At 65.3% G+C, this 21,210-nt stretch carries 23 protein-coding genes; 13 read left to right on the top strand and 10 right to left on the bottom strand.

The window, feature by feature from the left end:
- Positions 1–26: 26 nt before the first annotated feature.
- Positions 27–881: a DODA-type extradiol aromatic ring-opening family dioxygenase gene (locus JWN03_RS07855; protein ID WP_297611894.1), complete on the bottom strand. Its 855-nt coding sequence runs from the start codon at positions 879–881 to the stop codon at positions 27–29.
- Positions 882–927: 46 nt separating this feature from the next.
- Positions 928–1,272 (bottom strand): EthD domain-containing protein, encoded by a 345-nt coding sequence (locus JWN03_RS07850; RefSeq protein ID WP_297611891.1) that lies wholly within the window; start codon positions 1,270–1,272, stop codon positions 928–930.
- A gap of 109 nt (positions 1,273–1,381) precedes the next feature.
- Between JWN03_RS07850 and JWN03_RS07845 the strand changes: the two genes are divergently transcribed.
- From JWN03_RS07845 to JWN03_RS07820, 6 genes are all read left to right on the top strand, one after another.
- Entirely contained in the window at positions 1,382–1,864 is a 483-nt protein-coding gene (locus JWN03_RS07845) for a MarR family winged helix-turn-helix transcriptional regulator (RefSeq protein ID WP_297611888.1), read from the top strand.
- Between the two features lie 79 nt (positions 1,865–1,943).
- On the top strand, positions 1,944–2,828 hold the full coding sequence (locus tag JWN03_RS07840; RefSeq protein WP_297611885.1) for an NAD(P)-dependent oxidoreductase: 885 nt from the start codon (positions 1,944–1,946) through the stop codon (positions 2,826–2,828).
- A gap of 103 nt (positions 2,829–2,931) precedes the next feature.
- Entirely contained in the window at positions 2,932–4,293 is a 1,362-nt protein-coding gene (locus JWN03_RS07835) for a glutamine synthetase family protein (RefSeq protein WP_297611882.1), read from the top strand.
- Complete coding sequence (locus JWN03_RS07830) at positions 4,274–5,017, top strand: gamma-glutamyl-gamma-aminobutyrate hydrolase family protein (protein WP_297611879.1); 744 nt, start codon at positions 4,274–4,276, stop codon at positions 5,015–5,017. Before JWN03_RS07835 ends, JWN03_RS07830 begins: the two co-directional genes overlap by 20 nt.
- Positions 5,014–6,375: an aldehyde dehydrogenase family protein gene (locus JWN03_RS07825; protein ID WP_297611876.1), complete on the top strand. Its 1,362-nt coding sequence runs from the start codon at positions 5,014–5,016 to the stop codon at positions 6,373–6,375. The genes JWN03_RS07830 and JWN03_RS07825 overlap by 4 nt, the downstream gene beginning before the upstream one ends.
- A 30-nt stretch (positions 6,376–6,405) precedes the next feature.
- Complete coding sequence (locus JWN03_RS07820) at positions 6,406–7,173, top strand: 3-oxoacyl-ACP reductase (protein ID WP_297611872.1); 768 nt, start codon at positions 6,406–6,408, stop codon at positions 7,171–7,173.
- 7 nt (positions 7,174–7,180) lie between these two features.
- Here the strand turns inward: JWN03_RS07820 and JWN03_RS07815 are convergent, their stop codons facing one another.
- The 4 genes from JWN03_RS07815 to JWN03_RS07800 form a co-directional block, all read right to left on the bottom strand.
- Positions 7,181–8,731 carry an amino acid permease gene (locus JWN03_RS07815; RefSeq protein ID WP_297611869.1) on the bottom strand — a complete coding sequence of 517 codons (1,551 nt, stop codon included), beginning with the start codon at positions 8,729–8,731 and terminating at the stop codon, positions 7,181–7,183.
- Positions 8,732–8,842: 111 nt separating this feature from the next.
- The gene (locus tag JWN03_RS07810) at positions 8,843–10,282 is read right to left on the bottom strand and encodes a vWA domain-containing protein (RefSeq protein WP_297611866.1); all 1,440 of its coding nucleotides are present in this window, start codon (positions 10,280–10,282) and stop codon (positions 8,843–8,845) included.
- 65 nt (positions 10,283–10,347) lie between these two features.
- Complete coding sequence (locus JWN03_RS07805) at positions 10,348–10,746, bottom strand: LapA family protein (protein ID WP_297611862.1); 399 nt, start codon at positions 10,744–10,746, stop codon at positions 10,348–10,350.
- Between the two features lie 113 nt (positions 10,747–10,859).
- Positions 10,860–11,396 carry an Lrp/AsnC family transcriptional regulator gene (locus tag JWN03_RS07800; RefSeq protein WP_297611860.1) on the bottom strand — a complete coding sequence of 179 codons (537 nt, stop codon included), beginning with the start codon at positions 11,394–11,396 and terminating at the stop codon, positions 10,860–10,862.
- 62 nt (positions 11,397–11,458) lie between these two features.
- Here JWN03_RS07800 and JWN03_RS07795 point away from each other — a divergent pair, with 62 nt between their 5' ends.
- The 4 genes from JWN03_RS07795 to JWN03_RS07780 all read left to right on the top strand — a co-directional run bounded on the left by JWN03_RS07795 (position 11,459) and on the right by JWN03_RS07780 (position 13,776).
- On the top strand, positions 11,459–11,767 hold the full coding sequence (locus JWN03_RS07795) for an antibiotic biosynthesis monooxygenase family protein (protein WP_297611857.1): 309 nt from the start codon (positions 11,459–11,461) through the stop codon (positions 11,765–11,767).
- Positions 11,768–11,928: 161 nt separating this feature from the next.
- Positions 11,929–12,627, top strand: coding sequence for a hypothetical protein (locus JWN03_RS07790; protein WP_297611854.1), 699 nt, complete (start codon positions 11,929–11,931; stop codon positions 12,625–12,627).
- Positions 12,624–13,313 (top strand): LLM class flavin-dependent oxidoreductase, encoded by a 690-nt coding sequence (locus tag JWN03_RS07785; RefSeq protein ID WP_297611850.1) that lies wholly within the window; start codon positions 12,624–12,626, stop codon positions 13,311–13,313. The genes JWN03_RS07790 and JWN03_RS07785 overlap by 4 nt, the downstream gene beginning before the upstream one ends.
- A gap of 10 nt (positions 13,314–13,323) precedes the next feature.
- Positions 13,324–13,776: a putative glycolipid-binding domain-containing protein gene (locus JWN03_RS07780; RefSeq protein ID WP_297611847.1), complete on the top strand. Its 453-nt coding sequence runs from the start codon at positions 13,324–13,326 to the stop codon at positions 13,774–13,776.
- Between the two features lie 42 nt (positions 13,777–13,818).
- Here JWN03_RS07780 and JWN03_RS07775 read toward each other — a convergent pair whose 3' ends face one another.
- Entirely contained in the window at positions 13,819–14,475 is a 657-nt protein-coding gene (locus tag JWN03_RS07775) for a TetR/AcrR family transcriptional regulator (RefSeq protein ID WP_297611844.1), read from the bottom strand.
- 122 nt (positions 14,476–14,597) lie between these two features.
- Between JWN03_RS07775 and JWN03_RS07770 the strand changes: the two genes are divergently transcribed.
- On the top strand, positions 14,598–16,028 hold the full coding sequence (locus JWN03_RS07770; protein ID WP_297611841.1) for a cytochrome P450: 1,431 nt from the start codon (positions 14,598–14,600) through the stop codon (positions 16,026–16,028).
- A gap of 117 nt (positions 16,029–16,145) precedes the next feature.
- Here JWN03_RS07770 and JWN03_RS07765 read toward each other — a convergent pair whose 3' ends face one another.
- The gene (locus tag JWN03_RS07765; protein WP_297611838.1) at positions 16,146–17,246 is read right to left on the bottom strand and encodes an NAD(P)-dependent alcohol dehydrogenase; all 1,101 of its coding nucleotides are present in this window, start codon (positions 17,244–17,246) and stop codon (positions 16,146–16,148) included.
- A 198-nt stretch (positions 17,247–17,444) separates the two neighbouring features.
- Here JWN03_RS07765 and JWN03_RS07760 point away from each other — a divergent pair, with 198 nt between their 5' ends.
- Complete coding sequence (locus JWN03_RS07760) at positions 17,445–18,965, top strand: NAD(P)/FAD-dependent oxidoreductase (protein WP_297611836.1); 1,521 nt, start codon at positions 17,445–17,447, stop codon at positions 18,963–18,965.
- Here the strand turns inward: JWN03_RS07760 and JWN03_RS07755 are convergent.
- Positions 18,932–19,258 (bottom strand): cupin domain-containing protein, encoded by a 327-nt coding sequence (locus JWN03_RS07755; protein ID WP_297611833.1) that lies wholly within the window; start codon positions 19,256–19,258, stop codon positions 18,932–18,934. The genes JWN03_RS07760 and JWN03_RS07755 overlap by 34 nt on opposite strands.
- Between JWN03_RS07755 and JWN03_RS07750 the strand changes: the two genes are divergently transcribed.
- The gene (locus tag JWN03_RS07750; protein ID WP_297611830.1) at positions 19,257–19,781 is read left to right on the top strand and encodes a MarR family winged helix-turn-helix transcriptional regulator; all 525 of its coding nucleotides are present in this window, start codon (positions 19,257–19,259) and stop codon (positions 19,779–19,781) included. The genes JWN03_RS07755 and JWN03_RS07750 overlap by 2 nt on opposite strands.
- Before the next feature lie 399 nt (positions 19,782–20,180).
- On the opposite strand, the gene JWN03_RS07745 is transcribed toward JWN03_RS07750, so the two are convergent.
- Positions 20,181–21,210, bottom strand: a 1,030-nt coding sequence (locus JWN03_RS07745) for an HNH endonuclease signature motif containing protein (RefSeq protein WP_297611827.1), incomplete at its 5' end; no start/stop codon positions are given.

Here is a 21,210-nt window from a genome sequence, read left to right as displayed (position 1 = left end):
GTGCAGAGGGTCAGAAAGCTTGTCCCTCAGTTCATTTGGACCGATCGGGTGGAATTGCCCATGATCATGCGGTCGATCGTGCTGATGGCGCTGCCGGGATCGCTCGCGGCGCCGACCGCGGCCAGCAGGGGCACATAGTGGTCGGCCGTCGGGTGGGCGACCGAGGCGCCGGGCGCCTTGCGCCGGTAGTCGGTGAGGGCATCGACATCGCCCCGCTCGAGCGCGTCGGCGGCCCACTCATCGAAGGCTTCGGTGTATGCGGCCAGGTCCGGACGTCGGAAGACCGCGAAGCTGTGGGTCATGAAGCCCGAGCCGATGATCAGGATGCCTTCGTCACGCAGGGGTCGCAGACGTGCCCCGAACTCGAGCAAGGCAGCGGGCTCGAGACTGGGCATCGACAGCTGGACGACCGGAACGTCGGCCGCGGGATACATGGCCATGAGCGGGATGAAAGCCCCGTGGTCGAGACCTCTGTCCGGGTGCTCATGCACCGCGCTTGCCGGACCGAGCGTGGCCACGAGCCGACGTGCGAGGTCGGTCGCGTCCGGGGTCGCGTAGGGCAGCGTCTTGTAGCGAGGGTGGAAGCCGCTGAAGTCGTAGTAGAGCGGGGTGCCCGCCGCAGCGCTCGAAATCGCGGCGGGCGCGTCCTCCCAGTGCGCTGAAATGATCACGATGGCTTTCGGTTTGGGCAGGGACTGCGCCCACGTGAACAGGTCGCCGAGCCATTGCGGGTCGTCGAGGGTGAAGGGCGCTCCGTGGCTGACGAACAGGCTGGGCAACGTCCCATCGGCCGGGGCCCAGAGCCGCTGTTCGCGGGCCCGAGGGAGAACCCGGGCGAGGTGATCGTCGTAGGCCCCGGCCGGGATGTTCGGGTTGGACATGGCGTTTCGTTCCTTACGGAGGGGAAGTCGTCGTCGGCAGTGGCGGTCAGCCGAAGATGGGGCTCTCGGTGGTGTAGAGGAAGCGGGTCTTCGAGCGGTCGATGAACTTCTCCTCGTCCGCGGCGATGGTCGTGGTGTAGGTGTCGGAGGTGAACCAGCGGGCGGCGTCGGCGATGTCGTCGACCCACACCTCGGCGACACCGTCGTAGACAGCGGTGTTGATGCCGGGGATCTCGTCGTCGGTGGGCAGGAGCTGGACGTAGCGCCGGACCGGGACTTCGCCGCCGGGCAGGCTCGCGATCAGCGGGGTGTGCTGCTGCGTCCAGTAGTCCACGAACTCCGTGTGGGTGAGGTCTGCGCGCCGGGTCAGGAAGATGCTGAGCTTGATCACTGAGTAGTCCTCGAGGTCGGGATTGACTTGCCTGAGCAACTCAAAGGTAGACCACTTTCACTTGCCTAGGCAATAGATATTTGTTGCCCGGGCAAGTAAAGTGGACCGCATGGACGAACCGACGCTGTGGCTCGACGCCGAGCAGCAGGAACTCTGGCAGGACCTTCTCACCGTCGTAATCGCCCTGCCCGCGGCCCTGGACCGGCAGTTGCAGCACGACGCGGGCATCTCGAATTTCGAGTACAGCGTGCTCGCCCGGTTGTCGATGACCGATCAGGCCACCATGCGGCTCAGCGAGCTGGCCCGGGGCTGTGACAGCACGCTCCCCCGGCTGTCGAAGCTGATGGACCGCTTCGAGGCGCGGGGGTGGATTGTTCGCCGCATCGACCCGAGCGACGGCCGCTATACCCTGGCCACGCTGACCGATAGTGGCCGGCAGAAAGTGGTCGACAGCGCGCCGGGGCATGTCGCGCAAGTGCGCCGACTCGTATTCGATCCGCTGACCACCATTCAGCGCCGCCACCTCGGCACGGCACTTTCCGGCATTGCCGAGACCGTGCGACGGGAGGCCGCGGGTGGTCCCACCGGGTGAGATCGCGGCGATGCACTCCTCGTACCGAGTTTCAGATTCAAGATCATCTTCGGTAACCGCGACTCGGTAGGGTGCCGGGGTGGCGAAGATAGCGTTTCTTGGTGTGGGCCGTATGGGGCTGGGGATGGCCGCGCGGATGGTGGCTGCCGGACATGAGGTGACCGTGTTCAATCGGTCGCCGGAGAAGGCGGCGGAACTCGTTGCGGCAGGGGCCATCCTGGCAACGACACCGCGTCTTGCGGCCGCGCAGGCCGAGGCGATATTCACGATGGTGGCCGATGACGATGCCTCACGCGCGGTCTGGCTCGGGGAAGACGGCGCTTTGGCCGGGAACCCGGTGCCGGGCGCGTTCGCGATCGAATGCTCGACGATCTCCCGGCCGTGGGTGCTGGAATTGGCGAAACATGCCGCAGCGCAGGGTCTCCGGTACCTCGACTCACCGGTGACGGGGCTCCCGGAGGCCGCCGCGGCCGGCGAATTGACGTTGTTCGTCGGTGCCTCCCCGGCCGATCTCGAAGCCGTTCGCCCACTGTTGAACCCCTTGTGCACCAATATTGTTCACTTCGGCGAGGTCGGTGCCGGTACCGCGTACAAGCTCGTGCAGAACCTGCTCGGCTCCGTCCAGATCGCCGCGACCGCCGAAGCCCTGCGTATCGCCGAGCGAGCCGGGCTGGACCTGACCACCGTCGTGGACACCCTCGCCACAAGTGGCGCCGCCAGTCCCACCGTGGTGCGCGTCAGCCGTCTCATGCTCGACGGCGTCCATGACCGCGATATCGCCTTCACCGCCGCCCTGCGCCTGAAGGACACCCGTATCGGCGTCGAACTGGCCGACACCCTGAATGCCCCGGCCGCCCTCGGCCACACCGCGTTCGGCATCTTCACCCGCCTCGTCGACGCCGGCCACGGCGACCTCAACGAAACCAAGGTCATCGACCTGCTGCGGGAGCGCGGTCTCGCCTGATCGACATATCGCCCATGACGGGTGCGATCTCATTGCGTGTTCGGGCACGCGCGGGGGCTCGGTTCGCTTAGCGTGAGCAGGTTGATGCCGAGAGGGGTTCGTGATGCGTACCGGGATGCTCAGTGTTGCGGAATTGGTGAAGCAGGTTGAGGCGGGGACGCTGGATACCGTCCTGGTCGCCATGACCGATATGCAGGGGCGGCTACAGGGGAAGCGTTGTTCGGCAAGGTATTTCGTCGAAGAGGTGCTCGATCAGGCGACCGAGGCCTGCGACTATCTGCTGGCGGTGGACGTCGAGATGACGACGGTCGAGGGGTACGCGATGTCCTCATGGGACACCGGGTACGGAGACTTCGTGCTGCGGCCCGACCTCAGCACGCTCAGGCTGGTGCCGTGGTTGCCGGGGACCGCGCTGGTGCTGTGCGATGTGGAGCAGGTGGATCCGGCGGGTGAGCCCGTGGTGGCCTCACCGCGGCAGGTGCTGCGCGCCCAGCTGGACCGGCTGGCCGCGCACGGATTGCAGGCCTATGTCGGGACGGAACTCGAATTCCTGGTCTTCGACGACAGTTACGAGGCGGCGTTCCGCGGCGGATACCGCGAACTGACGCCCGCCAACCAGTACAACGTCGACTATTCGATGCTCGGCACGGCCCGCATCGAACCGCTGCTGCGGCGCATTCGCAATGAGATGACCGGTGCGGGAATGTATGTCGAGTCGGCTAAGGGCGAATGCAATCCGGGGCAGCACGAGATCGCGTTCCGCTACGACGAGGCGCTGGTGACGTGCGATAACCACAGCATCTACAAGACCGGGGCCAAGGAGATCGCGGCACAGGAGGGGCGCAGCATCACCTTCATGGCGAAATACAATGAGCGTGAAGGCAATTCGTGCCACATCCACCTCAGCCTGCGCAATGAGGCGGGTGAGCCGGTCTTCGCCGACAGCACGGGCGACCAGTCCACGCTGATGCGGCATTTCCTTGCCGGGCAGCTGGACTGCCTGCGCGAACTGAGCTACATGCTCGCTCCGAACATCAACTCCTACAAGCGGTTCCAGGCGGGTAGCTTCGCACCGACGGCGCTCGCATGGGGTCGGGACAATCGGACCTGCGCATTGCGGGTGGTCGGTCACGGCCCGTCGCTGCGGTTCGAGAACCGGGTGCCCGGCGGGGATGTGAATCCGTATCTCGCCGTGGCCGCCACGATCGCCGCCGGATTGCACGGTATCGAGCATCGGCTGCCGCTGGAGCCGGAGTTCCACGGCAATGCCTATCGCTCGCACCGCCCCCGGGTGCCACACACGCTGCGCGACGCCGCCCAGTTGTTCGGCGACAGTAAGATCGCGCAGGCGGCCTTCGGTGAAGATGTGGTGCGGCACTACCGGAATGCCGCACAGGTCGAACTCGACGCCTACGACGCCGCGGTGACCGATTGGGAGCGCGTGCGTGGATTCGAACGACTCTGAGGTGGTGCGGCGGCCCATTATCGGGCTGCCCACGTATTCCGAACGAACGCGGTTCGGCACGTGGGATGTCGACAGCGCGGTGCTGCCGCGCACCTATGTCGACATGACGGCACGTGCCGGTGGGGTGCCGGTATTGCTCCCGCCCACCGAAACTCCAGGCGCTGAATTGGTGGATCGGCTGGACGGACTGGTGCTGACCGGCGGCGCCGATCTCGAGCCGGCACGCTACGGCAGCCCGCCGCATTCCGAAACGCGCGCAACCCGGCCGGACCGCGACGAATCCGAATTCGCGCTCTTCGAGCTGGCCCGGGCCGCGGGCATTCCGGTGCTGGCGATCTGCCGCGGACTGCAATTGGTGAATGTCGCGCTGGGCGGCACACTGCTGCAACACCTTCCGGACGTGCTCGGGCACACCGAACATAGCGGCGGCCCGGGTGTCTTCTCGGTCACCACCATCCGGACCGTCGCGGGCAGCCAGGTGGCGGCCATCGTCGGAGCCGAGGTGCAGGCGCACTGCCATCACCACCAAGCCATCGACACGCTGGCATCCGGTCTCACGGCGACGGCGCACGCCGCGGACGGCACCATCGAAGCAGCGGAGACCGGCAGCGGACCATTTCTGGTCGGCGTGCAATGGCATCCGGAAGCGAATGCGACCGACCACCGGCTCATGCGGGCTCTGGTGGAGCAGGCGGCACTGTACGGAAAGGAGCGCAGCCGGTGACAACAACCCAGGTCGTCAACCCCGCGACCGAAAAGGTCGTGGCGACAGTGGAATTGGCCGATGAGGCCGCGACGGATGCCGCCATAGCGCGGGCACAGCGCGCCGCGCCGGGCTGGCGGGATGTCGCACCGGGAGATCGGGCGCGGCTGCTGCGCCGATTCGCCGACGCCGTCGATGCCGATCTCGAGAACCTGGCGCAGCTCGAGGTGAAGAATTCGGGACACACCATCGGCAATGCGCGCTGGGAGGCGGGCAATGTTCGCGATGTGCTGCACTACAGCGCGGGGCTGCCGGAACGATTGCTGGGCAATCAGATTCCGGTCGCCGGTGGTGTCGACATCACCTTCCACGAGCCGCTCGGGGTTGTCGGGATCATCGTGCCGTGGAACTTTCCGATGCCGATCGCGGCGTGGGGCTTCGGGCCCGCGCTTGCCGCCGGCAACACGGTGGTGTTGAAACCGGCTGATCTCACGCCGCTTACCGCCATCAGGCTTGGTGAGCTGGCTCTGCAAGCGGGACTGCCGGAGCATGTTTTTCAGGTGATACCGGGCAAGGGGTCCGTCGTCGGCGCGCGGTTCGTCACCCATCCCGCGGTGCGCAAGGTGGTGTTCACCGGTTCCACCGAAGTGGGCCGCCAGATCATGGCGGGCTGCGCCGAGCAGGTGAAGCGAGTGACGCTCGAATTGGGCGGCAAGAGCGCCAATATCGTGTTCGCCGACTCGGATCTGGAGAAGGCCGCTGCGACCGCGCCCTACGGCGTATTCGACAATGCCGGGCAGGACTGCTGTGCGCGCTCACGGATACTGGTGCAGCGCAGTGTTTTCGACCGATTCCTCGAACTGCTGGAACCAGCGGTGCAGGGCGTGAAGGTCGGCGATCCCGCCGATGAGGCCACCGAGATGGGCCCGCTGATCTCAGCGGCGCACCGCGAACGGGTCGCCGAATTCCTGGAGCCGTCGACGAAGGTAGCGTTCACCGGAACCCGGCCGGACGGACCCGGATTCTGGTTCCCGCCAACGGTTGTGCTGCCCTCCGGGGCTGACGACCGGGTCCTGACCGAAGAAGTGTTCGGGCCGGTGGTGGCGGTGCTGCCGTTCGACGATGAGGCCGACGCCCTGCGTATCGCGAATGACACCGAATACGGTCTGTCCGGCTCCATTTGGACCTCCGATGTCGGCCGGGCGCTGCGTGTCGCCCGGGGCGTCGAGGCCGGGAACCTGTCGGTGAATTCGCATTCCTCCGTGCGGTATTGGACTCCGTTCGGCGGCTACAAACAATCCGGACTGGGCCGCGAACTCGGGCCCGATGCTGCCCGCGCCTTTACCGAGACCAAGAACGTCTTCATCGCCACCGAGTAGTACCACCACTGCCATCCGATCAGAGGAGATATGTTGCAGCGCTTACAGGATCGAGTAGCAGTCGTCACCGGCGGCGGCAGCGGCATCGGCCTCGCCACCGCCAAGCGTTTCGCCCAGGAGGGCGCGAAAGTTGTTGTCGCCGATATCGATGCCGCCTCCGGTGAGGCCGCCGCGGCGGCAGTCGGCGGGCGGTATGTGAAGGTCGACGTCACCGACGAAACTCAGGTCCAGGCGCTCTTCCAGACGGCGGTCGACACCTACGGCGGCCTGGATATCGCCTTCAATAATGCGGGAATCTCACCGCCCGACGATGATTCGATCCTCACCACCGGAATCGATGCCTGGCGGCGCGTGCAGGAGGTGAATCTGACCTCGGTCTACCTGTGCAGCAAGTACGCCATCGGGCACATGCTCGAGCGCGGTAAGGGGTCGGTCATCAATACCGCGTCCTTCGTGGCGGTCATGGGCGCGGCCACCTCGCAGATCTCCTACACCGCATCCAAGGGCGGTGTGCTGGCCATGAGCCGCGAGCTGGGCGTGCAGTTCGCGCGCCAGGGAATCCGCGTCAATGCGCTGTGCCCCGGGCCGGTGAACACCCCGCTGCTGCAGGAATTGTTCGCCAAGGATCCGGAGCGCGCCGCTCGCCGGCTGGTCCATATCCCCACCGGGCGCTTTGCCGAACCGGAGGAAATCGCCGCTGCCGTAGCGTTTCTCGCCAGCGACGACTCCTCCTTCATTACCGCATCGCAGTTCCTCGTGGACGGCGGAATCTCCGGCGCGTATGTGACCCCGCTGTAGACCTCGTTCAGGCGCCGACGGGGGCTTCGGCCTCCGGCGGTTCCGCGACATTGCGTTTGGGCCCGGTGAACCGCTTCCGGGCCGAGACGAACCACCAGATGGCAATGGCTCCGACGACGCCGACCAGCGTGATGGGTGCGTAATTGACTGCGTTCCAAGTGAATCCGTCGACCCACGGATAGCCGTGGTCATCCGTGGGCAGAATGAACAGCAGGCTGATGAACACGATCCAGATGATCGCGATAATGCCGATCGGGCGATACCAGCGGCCGAGTTGCCAAGGGCCGGTGTGGAATCGGTTGCCGTGTAGTTGACGCAGCAGGATCGGGATGCCGTAGGCGATATAGAGGCCGATGGTGGCGACGGAGGTGGCCGCGGCATACGCCGTCGGGGCATTGACCGCGGGCACCAGCATCGACGGAATCAGCAGTATGAATGCGAACACCGAGATGAACAGGACCGCGTTCACCGGCACCCGGCGCGCCGAAAGCTTGGACCAGAGCGCCGATCCCGGCACCGCACCGTCGCGGGCGAAGGCGAACAGCATCCGGGACGCCGAGGTGACCGAGGCGTATCCGCAGAACAGCTGCGCAGCGGCGGCGATGATCATCAGCAGACCGGACCAGAACGAGTTCAGCGAGTTCTGCAGGATGTAGATGACCGGGTAGCCGCTGTTCTTCGTCGGGTCGAGCGAGTCGTCGAGATTCGGAATCGCGAACGTCACCGCCATGATCAGCAGATAGCCGGCGACCGCCGAGACGACGATGGTATTGATGATCCCCTTCGCCGCGGTCCGGGAGGCGTCGTGCGTCTCCTCCGACATATGCGCGGACGCGTCGTACCCGGTGAAGGTGTACTGCGCGTGCAGCAGTCCCAGCAGGAAGCTGAAGGCGACGCCGCCGAATCCGACCGCACTGTTGTCGACGGTCTTGGTGAACACGAACCCGATGCTCTGATGGTGCTGCGCGCCGATCCCGAGCACCAGCACGAAGACCGCGACACCACCCACGTGCCACCAGGCGGAGACATTGTTGATCACCGCGGACAGATGCGGGCCGATGGCGTTCAGCACCGCGTGCAGTACCAGGATGGCCGCGAAGACCAAAAAGATTGCGGTGCGGTCGGTTCCGATGTCGAGACCGATGACATTGAGCACCACGGTGGTGAAAATGGCTGCGCCGTAATCGATTGCGGCGGTCACCGCGATCTGCCCGATGAGGTTGAACCAGCCGGTGAACCAGCCCCAGATCGGTCCGCCCAGCTCCGAGGCCCACCAGTAGAGGCCGCCGGAGGTCGGGTACGCCGAGGCCAATTCGGCCATGGCCAAGCCCACGAACAGCACCATCACCGATACCAGGGGCCAGCCCCAGGCCATGGTGATGGGTCCGCCGTTGGCCAGTCCGATGCCGTAGCTGGCGAGCCCGCCGGTCAGGATGGAGACAACGGTGAAACTGATGGCGAAATTGGAGAATCCGGACCAGGACCGGGCCAATTCCTGTTTATAGCCGAGCTCGGCAAGTCTGCGTTCGTCGTCGGATCGGTGCTGAATTTCGGTCATGCGCACTCCCGCGTGAAAAACGCCGCCCTCACAGCGTTTACCAGGAGCTCAGTGTGCGGTAAACCCGGGTAGACCGCAGCGCAACCTCGAAAACTCGGCCGATCAGTATGGTCAGCGCAGGATGTTCGCCGCCCGCGCGGCGCGCATCCAGTCGGGGAATTCGTTGAGCAACTGGGCGTACAGCTCGGCGTCGGTCATGCGGTCGATATCACCGATGGCGAAGAAGCCCGCATTGTCGACCATGCGCCCGTCGAGAGTGTCGAGCTCGTGCAGTATTCCGAATCCGCTGTGCCCGAGGCCGATGAACTGCCAGAACACCGGGTACCTCGACGCCTCGCGCATCAGGGCGGCGATCTGCGTCCGCTTGGAGAAGCCGCCGTCGGTGAAGAACAGCACCAAAGTCGGTGCGTCGCCGGGGCGCAGCGACTTCATGACCGCTTCCATGATCGGCAGCTCGTCATTGACGCCACCGATCTTGCTGTAATTGATTCCGCCGTGCTTGCCGGACATATGGATAAAGGTCTCGCACCAGGCGTCGGCGTCGGCAACGGTCACATTCGGCAGTTTTGCGAAGCTCTTGCCGTACAGGTAGGGCTCGAGCTGGCCGTCGTCATCGAGCTGGGTCGCAACCGGAACCATGCGTTCCACCACCCGGTGCACCACACCCGATGCGTACTCCCGCGACATACTGCCGGTCTTGTCGATGACCAGCACAACGCGCGCGCGAATACCGTTGGCGCCCTTGGTGAGCAGTACCTTCGCGACCTCTTGCTTACGCATGTTCAGCGTCTGCCGCTTCTCCAGCGACAACTTCTCCTCACCCGCCACCGACCGCACCGGCGGCTGTTGCGACGGGGGCGGGAACGGCGGGGGCGGCGACTGGAACTGTTGGGGCGGCGGCGCAGGCCGAAACTGTTGGGGCGCGGGCTGAAACTGCTGCGGCGGTGGCGACTGGAACTGCCGAGGCGGTGGCGGTGGGGATTGAAACTGCTGCGGCGGTGGCGGCGGCTGGAACTGCGGTTGCGGCGCGGGCGTCACCTCGTCATCGACCCGCACCCCGTGATCGGTGACCAGCGCGGCGAATCCACCCGCGTATCCCTGGCCGACCGCACGCACCTTCCAGTCGCCCATCCGCCGATACAGTTCCAGCGCAATAACAATGGATTCACTGGACAGCCCGTCGATCCGGTACCCGTACAACGGATTTCCCGCTACGTCGGAGACATACGCGATCGGCGCCGGAATAGCGCCGAAACTGCTGCCGGGACCATCGAGGGTGACAACGGCTCGGATCTGCGCGATCTCAGCGGGGACCGCGGCCAGCGATACCCGCAGCGAGGCAAGCTGCCCGGGTGCGCCCGGCTGCAAAGTCACTCCAGGACCGCTGGGCTGGTTGAAGAAGACGAAATCCGCATCGGATCGCACCTTCCCGCTCTCGGTGACCAGCAGCGCGGAAAGATCAGCAGGCGCGGCGATCTGGACCCAGATCACCACATCGCCGACCGTCACCGGCCCGTTCTGGCCCTTCATCAGGTTCGTAATCGCCGTCATCATGACCCATTTCGCTTCGCCCGGCCGGGCTCAACCGTACGACACCGCACCAGCGCTCGCCAGGTCTAGTCGTGGAGGGCGCCGGGTTTGTGGCCGCGCGCCAAGCGCGTAAACGCGGTGCGCAGCTGGATGATCCGCACTCCCCCGGCGATGGCCATGACCAGCAGTCCCACGACTGCGGCGACCAGGATCGTGACCCCGACCGGCAGCGCGAAATGCCACCCGAGGAATCCGATCCGCGTGCTGGTCGTGTTCTGCACGACGAATATCAGCAGCACCACCAGAAATACGCCGCCGACGCTCAAGCTCGCCCACACACTCCCGGCTCGCGTCCGATTGATCCGAGCAGGCGGCGTTGTTTCGATCGGAGGTTCGATAGGGGGCGCTGATTCGATCGCCGGCTCCATCGGAATGGGTTCGGGCACACTCTGTACGTACGACTCGTCATGGCCTGCAGGGTTCACGATGACCTCCTCAGATCTCCCGACGCCAGAATTGCGCTGTGCCGCCCCGAGTCCGCAGCTTCGGGACAGGCGTCTGTGGTCGGATTGCCCCCGAAATCGACAATGAACCGTATTTATGCCGGATCGATAAGCCGCCCGTCGACAATCAGCCCACCTGACTGTTTGACCATGCGGGCGAGTGGCACAACCTCCATCGACACAATGGCGTCGAGCGTCCCGTTGTCTCCGGTCATGAACTCGTAGAGGTGGGCGAGGTCGCGGCAGGCCACCGACGCCATCAGATTGTGCCGTCCCGACATCGCGGCGACGAACCCCACTTCCGGCAGCCGGGCCAGCGCCTCGCCGACCTCGTGCAAGCGTGCCGGAGCGACGGCGAAATAGATCTGAGCCCCGACGGTGACGCCGAAGACCTCGTGCGCCAGATCAAGATCGATGACGAGTGTCCGACTCCGGATCAGCACAGCCAGACGCCGCGCCGCCCGCCCCTCGCTGATCCCGGCGGCCTCCGCCAGCTGGGCGGTGGTGGCGCGACCGTCAACCGCCAGCACGTCGAAGAGCGCGGAGTCGTACGGCTCGAACGGAATTGGAGCCAGTTCGGCCCCGGGCACCTCGTCACCGGTGAGCTGCGCGAGCTCCTCCGAGGTGAGCATCCCGTCGAGTTCAGACCAGCCCGTCTACAACTGTGCTCACTTCGGACACCAGGAGCGTCATCGTGAACCTCATCCCCACCGAGAACCCGGGCCTGTTCGTACTCATCGTGCTCACCGTCCGACCCGAGAACCAGCAGACGCTGATCGATACCATCCGATCGGCGGGCGACCAGGCAACAGTGCCGGGACTTCGCTCGATCAATCTGCTGCGCAGCCTCGACGGCACCCAGGTGATCAACCACATGCATTGGGCCGGCAAGGAAGAATTCGAGCAGGCCCGCGCACACCTTCCCTTGATCGAAAACACCAGAGCCGCAGTGCAACAGCTCGTCGAGCACGCCACCACGAACATCTACGAGGTAGCCGGCTGATAAACACTCGCAACCCGTATAGGCATCGAAGCTCGCCGGGATCAGGTCGCCATACTCGAAAGGCTTGCGCCGCAAGGCAGTACGAGGAGCTCGTCCTACCCCGTTCGGTACGCCGGGCAACCTCATCGAACCGAAGCACGTGACGGGTCGTTCTAGTGGGTATGGCTCTCACGTTTCCCGCACGCTTCAACGGACCGCCCGGCACCGCCAACGGCGGCTACGCATCCGGCGTGCTGGCGCAGCTCGCGCCGAGCGAAACGGTCGAGGTGACGCTGCGCCGTCCACCGCCGCTGGAGGTGCCGCTCCGGACCGAATCCGCGGACGACCGGTACACGCTGACCGATCAGGAGGGCCGCACGGTCGCCGTCGCCGAGCCCGCCGCGAATGACTTCGACGATCTGGAGCCCGTCGTGGTCGGATTCGATTTCGATGAGCCGCCAATCTTCGCCGGCCGTGGACACCCGTTCCGCACGTGTTTCACCTGCGGACCCGATCGCGCACCCGGTGACGGTCTGCGGATCTTTACCCAGCGGGTGCCCGGCCGCGATGTGCTCGCCGATCATTGGACGCCGGACGGGTCCCTGACCGGCGACGACGGCCTCGTGCGGCCCGAGTTCGTCTGGGCTGCGCTCGATTGCCCGAGCGGGTGGGCGGCGTTCGATCGGCTACCGCAAGGTGGTGTGGCAGTGCTCGGCCGAATGACGGCAGCGGTCTATCGGCAGCCGATCGCGAACGAGTTCTGCCAAGTGGTGGGTTGGGCCCGCGAGCGCGACGGCCGCAAGATCAAGGCCGGTGCCGCCCTGTACGCGGCCGATGGCGAGCTCATGGCCGCCGCACGCGCCGTGTGGATTTCACTGTGAGCGCGCACCGCCTCGGCGTCGCGTTCACGCCGATGGAGACCCGTCGAGACGTCATTGTCGCGACCGCATTGCGGGCCGAGGAGCTCGGATACGAAGTCTTCTCGCTCGCCGAAGGCTGGGCCTACGACGCCACTTTGCTGCTGGCAACGCGGGTGGTCGCCGAGCACGCCGACGGTTGGTACCCGCTGTTTCTCACCCAGGAACGGCTGCGCGAGCGAGCCGGCGAGATACAGCGCCTGCGTTCGGGCCGTGCCCCGGTCACCGTCGCCACCGGACCGTTCACGGTCGCCGACGCCGACCCGCAGATAGCCCGGAACATCGCCGCCAGCTGCCTCGCCTGGTACATCTGCGCCATGGGCGACGGCTACGCAGAGCTCATCGCGGACCAGGGATACGGAGAAGCCGTGCAGGCCATTCGAACGGCCAACCCGCGACCCAGTCCGACACGATCCGTCGTACCACCCGAGGCGGAACCTGCGCTGGACGCGTTGACAGCGCACGGAACGCCCACCCAGTTGCGCGACAAACTCGACGCCTGGGCATCCGATGTCGATATCCAGATGATCGTCCTGCCCGCCGGAATCCCTTGGGAAACAATAGAAACAACCCTCGAAGCCGCCGCCGGATATCAGGTGGGTGACAATATCGCGGCTGGAACCTCGGTAGGCTGCCTGGAATCTCGGTAGTCTCAGGGGCGTGCGAACATTCGTTTGGCAGGGAGTCGACGAGCCGCGTATGGAGATCGTTCAGGTGGAGAGCCTGGATCGTGCTCGCGGGACTCAGATCGGTTTGGTCTACGAATTGCGGTGGGAGCTCGACGGTTCAGAGCTGATCGTCGATATCGGTGACGGGGCTGTGCATCATCGCCTCGACGGGGCCGACTTCTTCGATCTGCAGCATTCAGTGTTCTTCAACTCGCTGCCCGTGCTGCGCCACGGGCTTTTGCTGCCGGATGCCGCCCCGCACGACTACACCATGCGTTATGTCAGTGTCCCGCAACTGACTGCCCGCCTCGCCGCCCAGCGCTATCTCCCACGCGGCGAGGGCGTGGTCGGCTACAGCTCCGACGACTTCAGCGCCGATATCGAATTCGACCAGGACGGCTTCGCGACGGTCTATGAGAACTACATGCGGCGGCTGCACCCGTAAGCGCGCGAGCGCGCCGATACGGTTCTTCGTCGTCAGAAATTCCTACTTGTCGACAGCAGCCTCCCGGCGCGCGAAAGCAGCTGCGTGGTCGAGGCTGAAGGTGGAGACCAGACGAACTGTGTGGTCGACGATTTCGGAGGCGGTGCAGTCGAGTAGGCCGGATTGCCAGGCCGTGATGAGTTCCACGAAGCCACCCACACCGATGATGGCGTCCATGTGGAGTGCGCGTTCGTCGGCGGCGGGGCCGAGGACGCGGAGGGCGCCGGCTACTACGAGACCGGCGGTGAGGCGCATGGCGCTCACTCGGCACGCTTCGAGGGCAGGGCTCCCGGCGTGGTGCAGGAGCAGGATTCTGCTGTAGGCGGGGTCAGCGGACATACGATCGGTGACGACTGTGGCTGCGATGCGGACGATTTCGTGCAGCGGGCGGTCGAGGTTGTCTTCGAAGGCGGTGGCGAGGGCTTCGAGCATATCGTCGCGGACCGATTCCCATGCCGCCCCGAGCAGTTCGTCGCGGTCGGTGAAGGTCTCGTAGAAGTAGCGGTCGTTCAGCGAGGTGCGGGCGCACACCGCGCGAATTGTGACTGCGGGCCAGCCGTTTTCGCGCCAGATCTCCAGGGCGGCGGTGATCAGGCGCTGCCTGCGCTCGGTACGGCGCTCTACGGCGCTACGCCCGCCCCACGTCTTCGGTGTCGACACTGTTCCATCTTGACAAGGTCGGGGGCCGCTCACAAACTGGTGACATGCGCAGTCATTGGTGACAGTCGTCACCAGTTGAGCGCGAGCGACACGATGCGGTGTCGACCCAAGGAGGGTCCGGTATGTCTACGCTCATGCCCGAAGCTGCTGAGCAGCACTATCGTTCGACACGTCCGAGCAAACGCACCCGCACTTCGACGGCGACGATAGAGGCCTTGACCGTCGGACTGGATATCCGAGCCGGGATCTTCGGCGGGGTCAAAGACACCGATCTGCTGCGATTCCGGGCGGGGACACGGCGGTATGCGGTACTGAACCATCCCGATTACGTCGATCACATATTGCACGCGGGTCGCCTCAAGTACGAGAAGGCATTCGAATACGAGATGCTGCGCGCGATCCTCGGCATCAGCCTCTTCACCGATGAGGGCGAATCCTGGCAGCGACATCGCACCATGCTCAACCCGATGTTCGCCAGACGACATCTGAACGGATTGATCGATCTGATGGTCGAGCCCATCGCGGAGAGTGTCGCAGCGCTCGGCACCGGACCCGCCCGCGCCGAGATCGACATGGTCGGCGAGATGGTGCAGCTGACCCTGAACGTCGTCGGTAGCGCACTGTTCGGACAGCAGTTCGGCCATATCGCGCAACGGATGTCGGGCCTGGTCACCGGCGGACTGCGCTTCGCCGAGCGGCTGGAGCGGCTGTTCGTGGTCGCCGCGCCACCGAAGTCATTGTGGCGGGCCACAGCTCGGGTCGCGTTCACGCCGATTCCCCTGCCGCCCCCGCTGCGCAAGATCCAGCGCATCGTGCGCACCCTCGACGCCGAGGTATGGCGCGTGGTGACCGAGCGCTACGAAAACCCCACCGACAGTCCGGATCTGCTGAATCACCTACTCACCGCCGCCGATGCGGAAGGGACACTGCCACTCAAGCGCGTCCGGGACGAGGCGCTCACCTTCATGCTCGCCGGCCACGAAACCACCGCCAATGCGCTGTCATGGATGTGGTACCTGCTGGCGCTCAATAGCGAAGCCCGTGACCGCATGCTGGCGGAGGTCGACACCGTCCTGCAGGGCCGCACCCCGACCGTCGAGGACCTGCCGAAACTACTGTGGACCTCGGCCTGCCTACAGGAGGCAATGCGGTACTTCTCCCCCGCGTGGACAATTCCGCGGGTCGCCATCGCGGACGATGTCATCGACGGCCATCACATTCGCCGCGGCACCACGGTCATCGTGCCCTCGCACTTCATCCACCACGACGAGCGATGGTGGCCGGAACCGGAGCAGTTCGACCCGGCCCGCTTCCTGCCCGGCGCGGGCAAGGGCCGCCCACGTTCGGCGTACCTGCCGTTCGGCGGCGGCCGGAGGATCTGCATCGGCTCGAGTTTCGCACTCATGGAGGCCGTGCTGATCACCGCAATGTGGAGTCAGCACTATGTTTTCGATCTGGTGCCCGGATTCCCGGTCGAACCGGAGGCTACTTTGACCCTGCGGCCCAAGCATGGGTTGCGGATGGTGGCGCGCCGTCGCGAGGTGATTCGATGAAACTCGACGGCAGCGGATCGGTGGTCGTGGTCACCGGCCCAGCTCGCCAACCAGGCGCTCCGCCTGCTCCCGAGCCCACTCCACGACCTGGTGGCACGGGTTTGCGAGCTGGTGCGCTCAGTCGGCGGTCGGGAGCACCAGAATCGGCTTGATGGTCGCGCCGATCTCGGCGTCGTGCATTGCCGTATTGATTTCGGAGAACGGGTACTGCCGGGAGATCTTCTCGATCGGGAACTTGCCCGCGCGATGCCATTCGATCAGCTGCGGGATGAATTCCTGTGGGTCGCAACTACCTTCGATGCAACCGCGGACGGCCTTACCATTGCCGGTGAGGTGACCGATCTCGAATTCCATGGCGGCCTCGCCGAGGCCGACCAGGACCAGCGTTCCACGCGGCGCGAGGGCAAGCAGTGCGTTGGCGATCACCGGGTTTGCCGCGGTGGTGTCCAGCGCGAAGGTCGCGCCACCACCGGTGGCGGCCTGTACCTGGGCGACAACGTCTTCGGCCGCACCGTCGATCACCGTCGACGCGCCCAGTTCCTTTGCCACAGCCAGCCTTTCGGCCGACAGGTCCACGGCGACCACATTCTCGACGCCGAGCGCACGTGCGGCCAGCAGCGCCGACATGCCGACACCACCGGCGCCGAAGATCACGATGGACTCGTGCGGGGCCGGGCGCATCACATTGGCGACCGCGCCGGCCCCGGTCTGCACACCGCAGCCGAACGGGGCGCAGGCGACCAGATCCACGTCGTCGTCCACCACCACCACATTGCGGCGGCCGACCAGCACGTGGGTGGCGAAGCTGGACTGGCCGAAGAACGCACCCATGACCCGCTCGCCACCGATGCTCAGCGGCGAGGTGAAGTCGGTGCGGCCGCCCGAGGTGTTCAGCATGACGAACTGCTCGCAGTACGAGGGCGCGCCGGTGCTGCACTGGGTGCACGTGCCACAGCTGCCGTAGGTCAGCAGTACGTGATCGCCGACCTTCACATCGGTCACCGCCGAGCCGATCTGCTCGACAATGCCCGAGCCTTCGTGGCCCAGGACAATCGGCAGCTCGGCCGGGAAGACGCTCTTGGTCACCAGGTCGGTGTGGCATACACCCGTGGCGACAATGCGCACCACGACCTCATCCGCCCGAGGCTCCTCGAGGGTGATGGTTTCGAACGCGAGCGGCACTTGCGCTCCACGCGCGACCGCGGCAGTGATGTCCATCCGGACACTCCTTCCCAAAAGACGGCGAAGTGACTTCTCACGCCGATCACCTGCACCATAGGGCGGGGAACCACATCAGATATAGAACACGTTCCACTCACCGGGGCGATACGTTGCCACATTCGGGCCGCCCGCGTAACCCCGCCCCCGCATACTCGTGACCATCACCCGCCTTCGCGACCATCCGAAGGAGTCCCGATGGATCTCACCGCAGCCATATGCGTCGTAGGCGCCGGACAGAGCGGCATCCTCGCGGCCGCGAAACTACGCGACCTCGGCTATCGGAACATCGACATCCTCGAAGCCGGCGCGCAGCTCGGCGGCTACTGCGAAACCGTTGAAGTGGAAGGTGAAATCTATGATTTCCAAGCGCATCTCATCATTCAGCAGGACTTCGGCGAGGATGCGACAGGAACCGCCATCGATGAGTTGATGAGAAAGCATCCCACGGAGACGCAGGTCGAAGCATTGCACTTCGTTGCCGAAACCGATTCCGGCAAACCGGGATTGACCGTGCCGCCACACTTCGTGCCGCTGTTCCGGACCCTGACACCCGAGCAGGCGGCCGATCAGCTGGCCGAAGCATGGAACATTATCGAGGGAGCAGTCCGGGACAGGCGGGGACCCGGACTCAGCGGATTGGCCTTCGATCGGATCCCCGGCGAGACCTGGGAGACGTACCGGGCGCGCCACAGTCCACTGGCCGGTGAGATCCTGCAGGGCCTGACGCTGTACGCGAATATGCGCCGACCGCGACAGCCCGCCGAAACCATCATCAATATCAATGCGCATATCTCCGGCCATGTTTCGCAGTTGGCGAAGATGATGCTGTCGCTCTATCCGGCGCAGCGGCAGTCGTTGCTGGAGCGAATGCCGCAGTCGCTGCGCGCGCAGATGAGCTCACGCAGGCCGGTGACCGTGGGCTTCCGGCGCGGATTCATCAGCTTCATGCGGCAGGTTGTCGACGATTGCCGACTCGAAGTCAGCGTCGGCAGCAGAGTGACCTCGATCGAACCTGTTCCGACAGAGGGCGTTCGGGTCACCTACACGGCAGGCGGCAAGTACCACCGCACGATGTATTCATCCGTGGTGGTGACAGCCCGTCCCGCACAGATTCGGAACATCTTCCCCGCCGGGGATATTCACGAACTCTTCGCCGAGCGAAACTGCCCCCGCACCTGGACCCGCAGCTACCTGATCAAGGCCCGGGAGGAGATCATCACCTTCCCACGGCGGCCCAATTCCGCCGAACCCCTGGGGTTCTGGCTGCTCGAGCCCTATGGCAGCTACACCGACTCCGATCCGGAACAGGCCATGCATCGCATCACCGCCGCCAACAAGCAACACCCCGGGCCGTACTGGATCTGCTTCAGCAATTCCGACACCTCGATATCGGACGCCAAGGCCTGGACTCTCGCGAAGGAGAGCCTGTTCCTGTTCGACGACCCGGAGCTCATCTCCGAAACCATCGCCGACTGGCCCGCCTACCCCAGCGTCGCCGCGATCCGCGAAGGCTGGTTCGAGCGGATATCGGAGATCCAGGGCCGGGGCGGAATCTACTTCGTCGGCGAAATCCTCTCCGGCCCGACCGTCGAGTGCATCAGTTCCTTTGTCCGCGAGGTAATCCCGTGCTGGTTCGGCCCGGAACACCTCGCCACTTCGGCACCACCGAACCCGACTGCGGATCAACGTGCCCAGGGTGCGACAACCGGCGGCTGACCGGGAATGAGTCCCTGCCCGCCGACCGGCAGCACCACAATCGCCTCGAACGGCTCATCGCTCGGATTGGACATGGCGAACGACTCGTGTGCGGGCACGATGAGAGCGTCTCCCGCTGCCACCGTGAGGACTTCGCCACCCATGGTGACGGTCATCGTGCCGGACAGCGCAATGAAGATCTCCTCGCGGGTCAGGGCGTGCGGCGGCGCGTCCACGCCCGGTTTGATGGTGAGTCGCCATGCGCTGTTCTCGGTGGAACCACGACTGGGTGCGGCCAAGCCGACGGCGGTCATGCTCGGACAGGCGTATCAAGCCTTCGTCCGTGACCTGCACACCCACCTGGCCGAGCGCGACCACCGCGTCCCCGACGAGAATGCCCTCACCGCAAGCCAACTGGGAGAGCGCCTAGGCATCACCGCACAGGGCGCAGCCAAGATCGTCGACGAGATGGTGCGCCACGGCCACGTAGAGCGCCGCCCCGACCCCGCAGACAAACGCGCCAACCTCCTACACCTGTCCAACCACGGCCGCGACATGCTCGACGGGACTGCCCCCGGCGAAGTTGAACCCCGAGACGCCGAATCCAGCGGTCTCTCGGTTCTAGTCTTTGTCCTTTGGGGTTTTGTTCTCGAGAACGGCACCACAGCCGGTCGACCAAGCTGGAACCGCAGGTATTCCCTCCCAACCGCGGAAGGTAAATTGGGTACGGCTCCTGACGTGCCCAGCACGGCCATCTCGAGCTTTGCTCGCACCCTCTCGCAGACCAACCCTGCTTCGGATGCAAGAAACCCAGGTGCACCGACCGTTTCGGCATAGAAACCGTCGGGTTCCGGGGACGGAACAGCGGGTGTCTCGGCGGCACAACCGTTATCAGGTCTGTGCCGTGCGGACACAGGCTGTGCGGTCGAGGAGAAGGGCTGTGTGGTGCCCGTTTCGGGTGGTTTCTATGCCGAGGCAGGTCGGTGCACCTGGGTTTCTTGCGTCGAAAGAGGGTGTTGGGTTTCCGGGTGCGAGCAAGGCTCGAGATGGCCGTGCTGGTGGCGTCGGGTGTAGTACCCGATTTACCTCCCGCAGTACCGGAAGTAGCTGCGGTACCGGCCGGAGGACTGGCTGTGGTCCCGTTTCAGAGACTGTACAAAAACCCGAAGAACCAGGCCGGGCCACGGCCTGTAGCACCGACAGGATCAACCTGTCGGTGACACGGGGCGGGGAAACCTATTGTCGAGGTGGGGGTGTGGAGGTCCGGCGGGCGATCCGGTCCTGAACCGGTTGCGGGCGCACCGGATCACAGAAACTGCGGGGCCGCACCGATGGTGGGGCGGCGGTCAGCATCTCACCGGGGTGATGGAGGTGGTTGATCTGCGGAGCCCGGGTCGGGTCGACATGGGCCGGGGCGATCCAGGCGGTGCGGCCCGGGAAGTCCGACTCCTGACCCAATTTGATCGTCGTCCAGCCGCGCGGGCCGTCCTTGACCAAGGCATGGCAGTGATCACACGCCAAGGTCAGGTTCTCGATGTCGGTGCGGCCGCCCTTGCTGAACTCGGTCACATGATGCACCGCGCACATGCTCGACGGTGCCGTGCAGCCCGGGCGGGTGCAGCCGCGTTCGGTCGCGATCAACGCCAACCGTTGTGCCGGGTTCGCCAAACGGGCTTCCCCGATATGCAACGGCATCCCGTTCTTGTCCTTCACCAGCACGAACGTCTTCGACCGGCGAGCCGCCAGCGTCACCGCATCCTTGACCGGGACCTGGCCGCCGGTCGCCAGGGTCGCCACCCCGGCGGCACGTTCCACATCCTCGATGCTCATCGTCAGGATCGTCGCGACCGGCAACCCGCGATGGGAACCCAGCTTGGCGGGGTTGAAGTCCGGGTGCAGCACCGCCAGCAACGCGTCGTGCTGGCGTTGCACCTTCGTGCGCTCGTCCCGGGCCGCGCTCGCCTTCACCAGGTCCGGGGGCAACTGACCGTCGTCGACCCCCGGGCTTTCCTTATCAGCAGGGTTGCACATGCCGTGGCGGGCGAGCTTGGCCATGACGGCGTCGAACGCCGCCCGCGCGTCCGGGGTGAACTCGACCGTGAGGGTCGACATCAGGTCGTAGCGTTGCGGGCTCACACTCGCACGACGCAAACGTTGACGGTCGGCGTCCTCGGTGAGCGTCCCATCCGGGTCGAGAAATCCCAGGACCCTCTCCCCGATCCTCGGCAACTGCGTCGGATCCAGGGCCCGGGCCTGCTGAGCCAAT

Source organism: Nocardia sp., from assembly GCF_025465275.1.
Classification (GTDB): Bacteria; Actinomycetota; Actinomycetes; order Mycobacteriales; family Mycobacteriaceae; genus Nocardia.
Note: the sequence above shows the minus strand (reverse complement) of the source record. Positions and strands in the feature narration are given on the sequence as shown.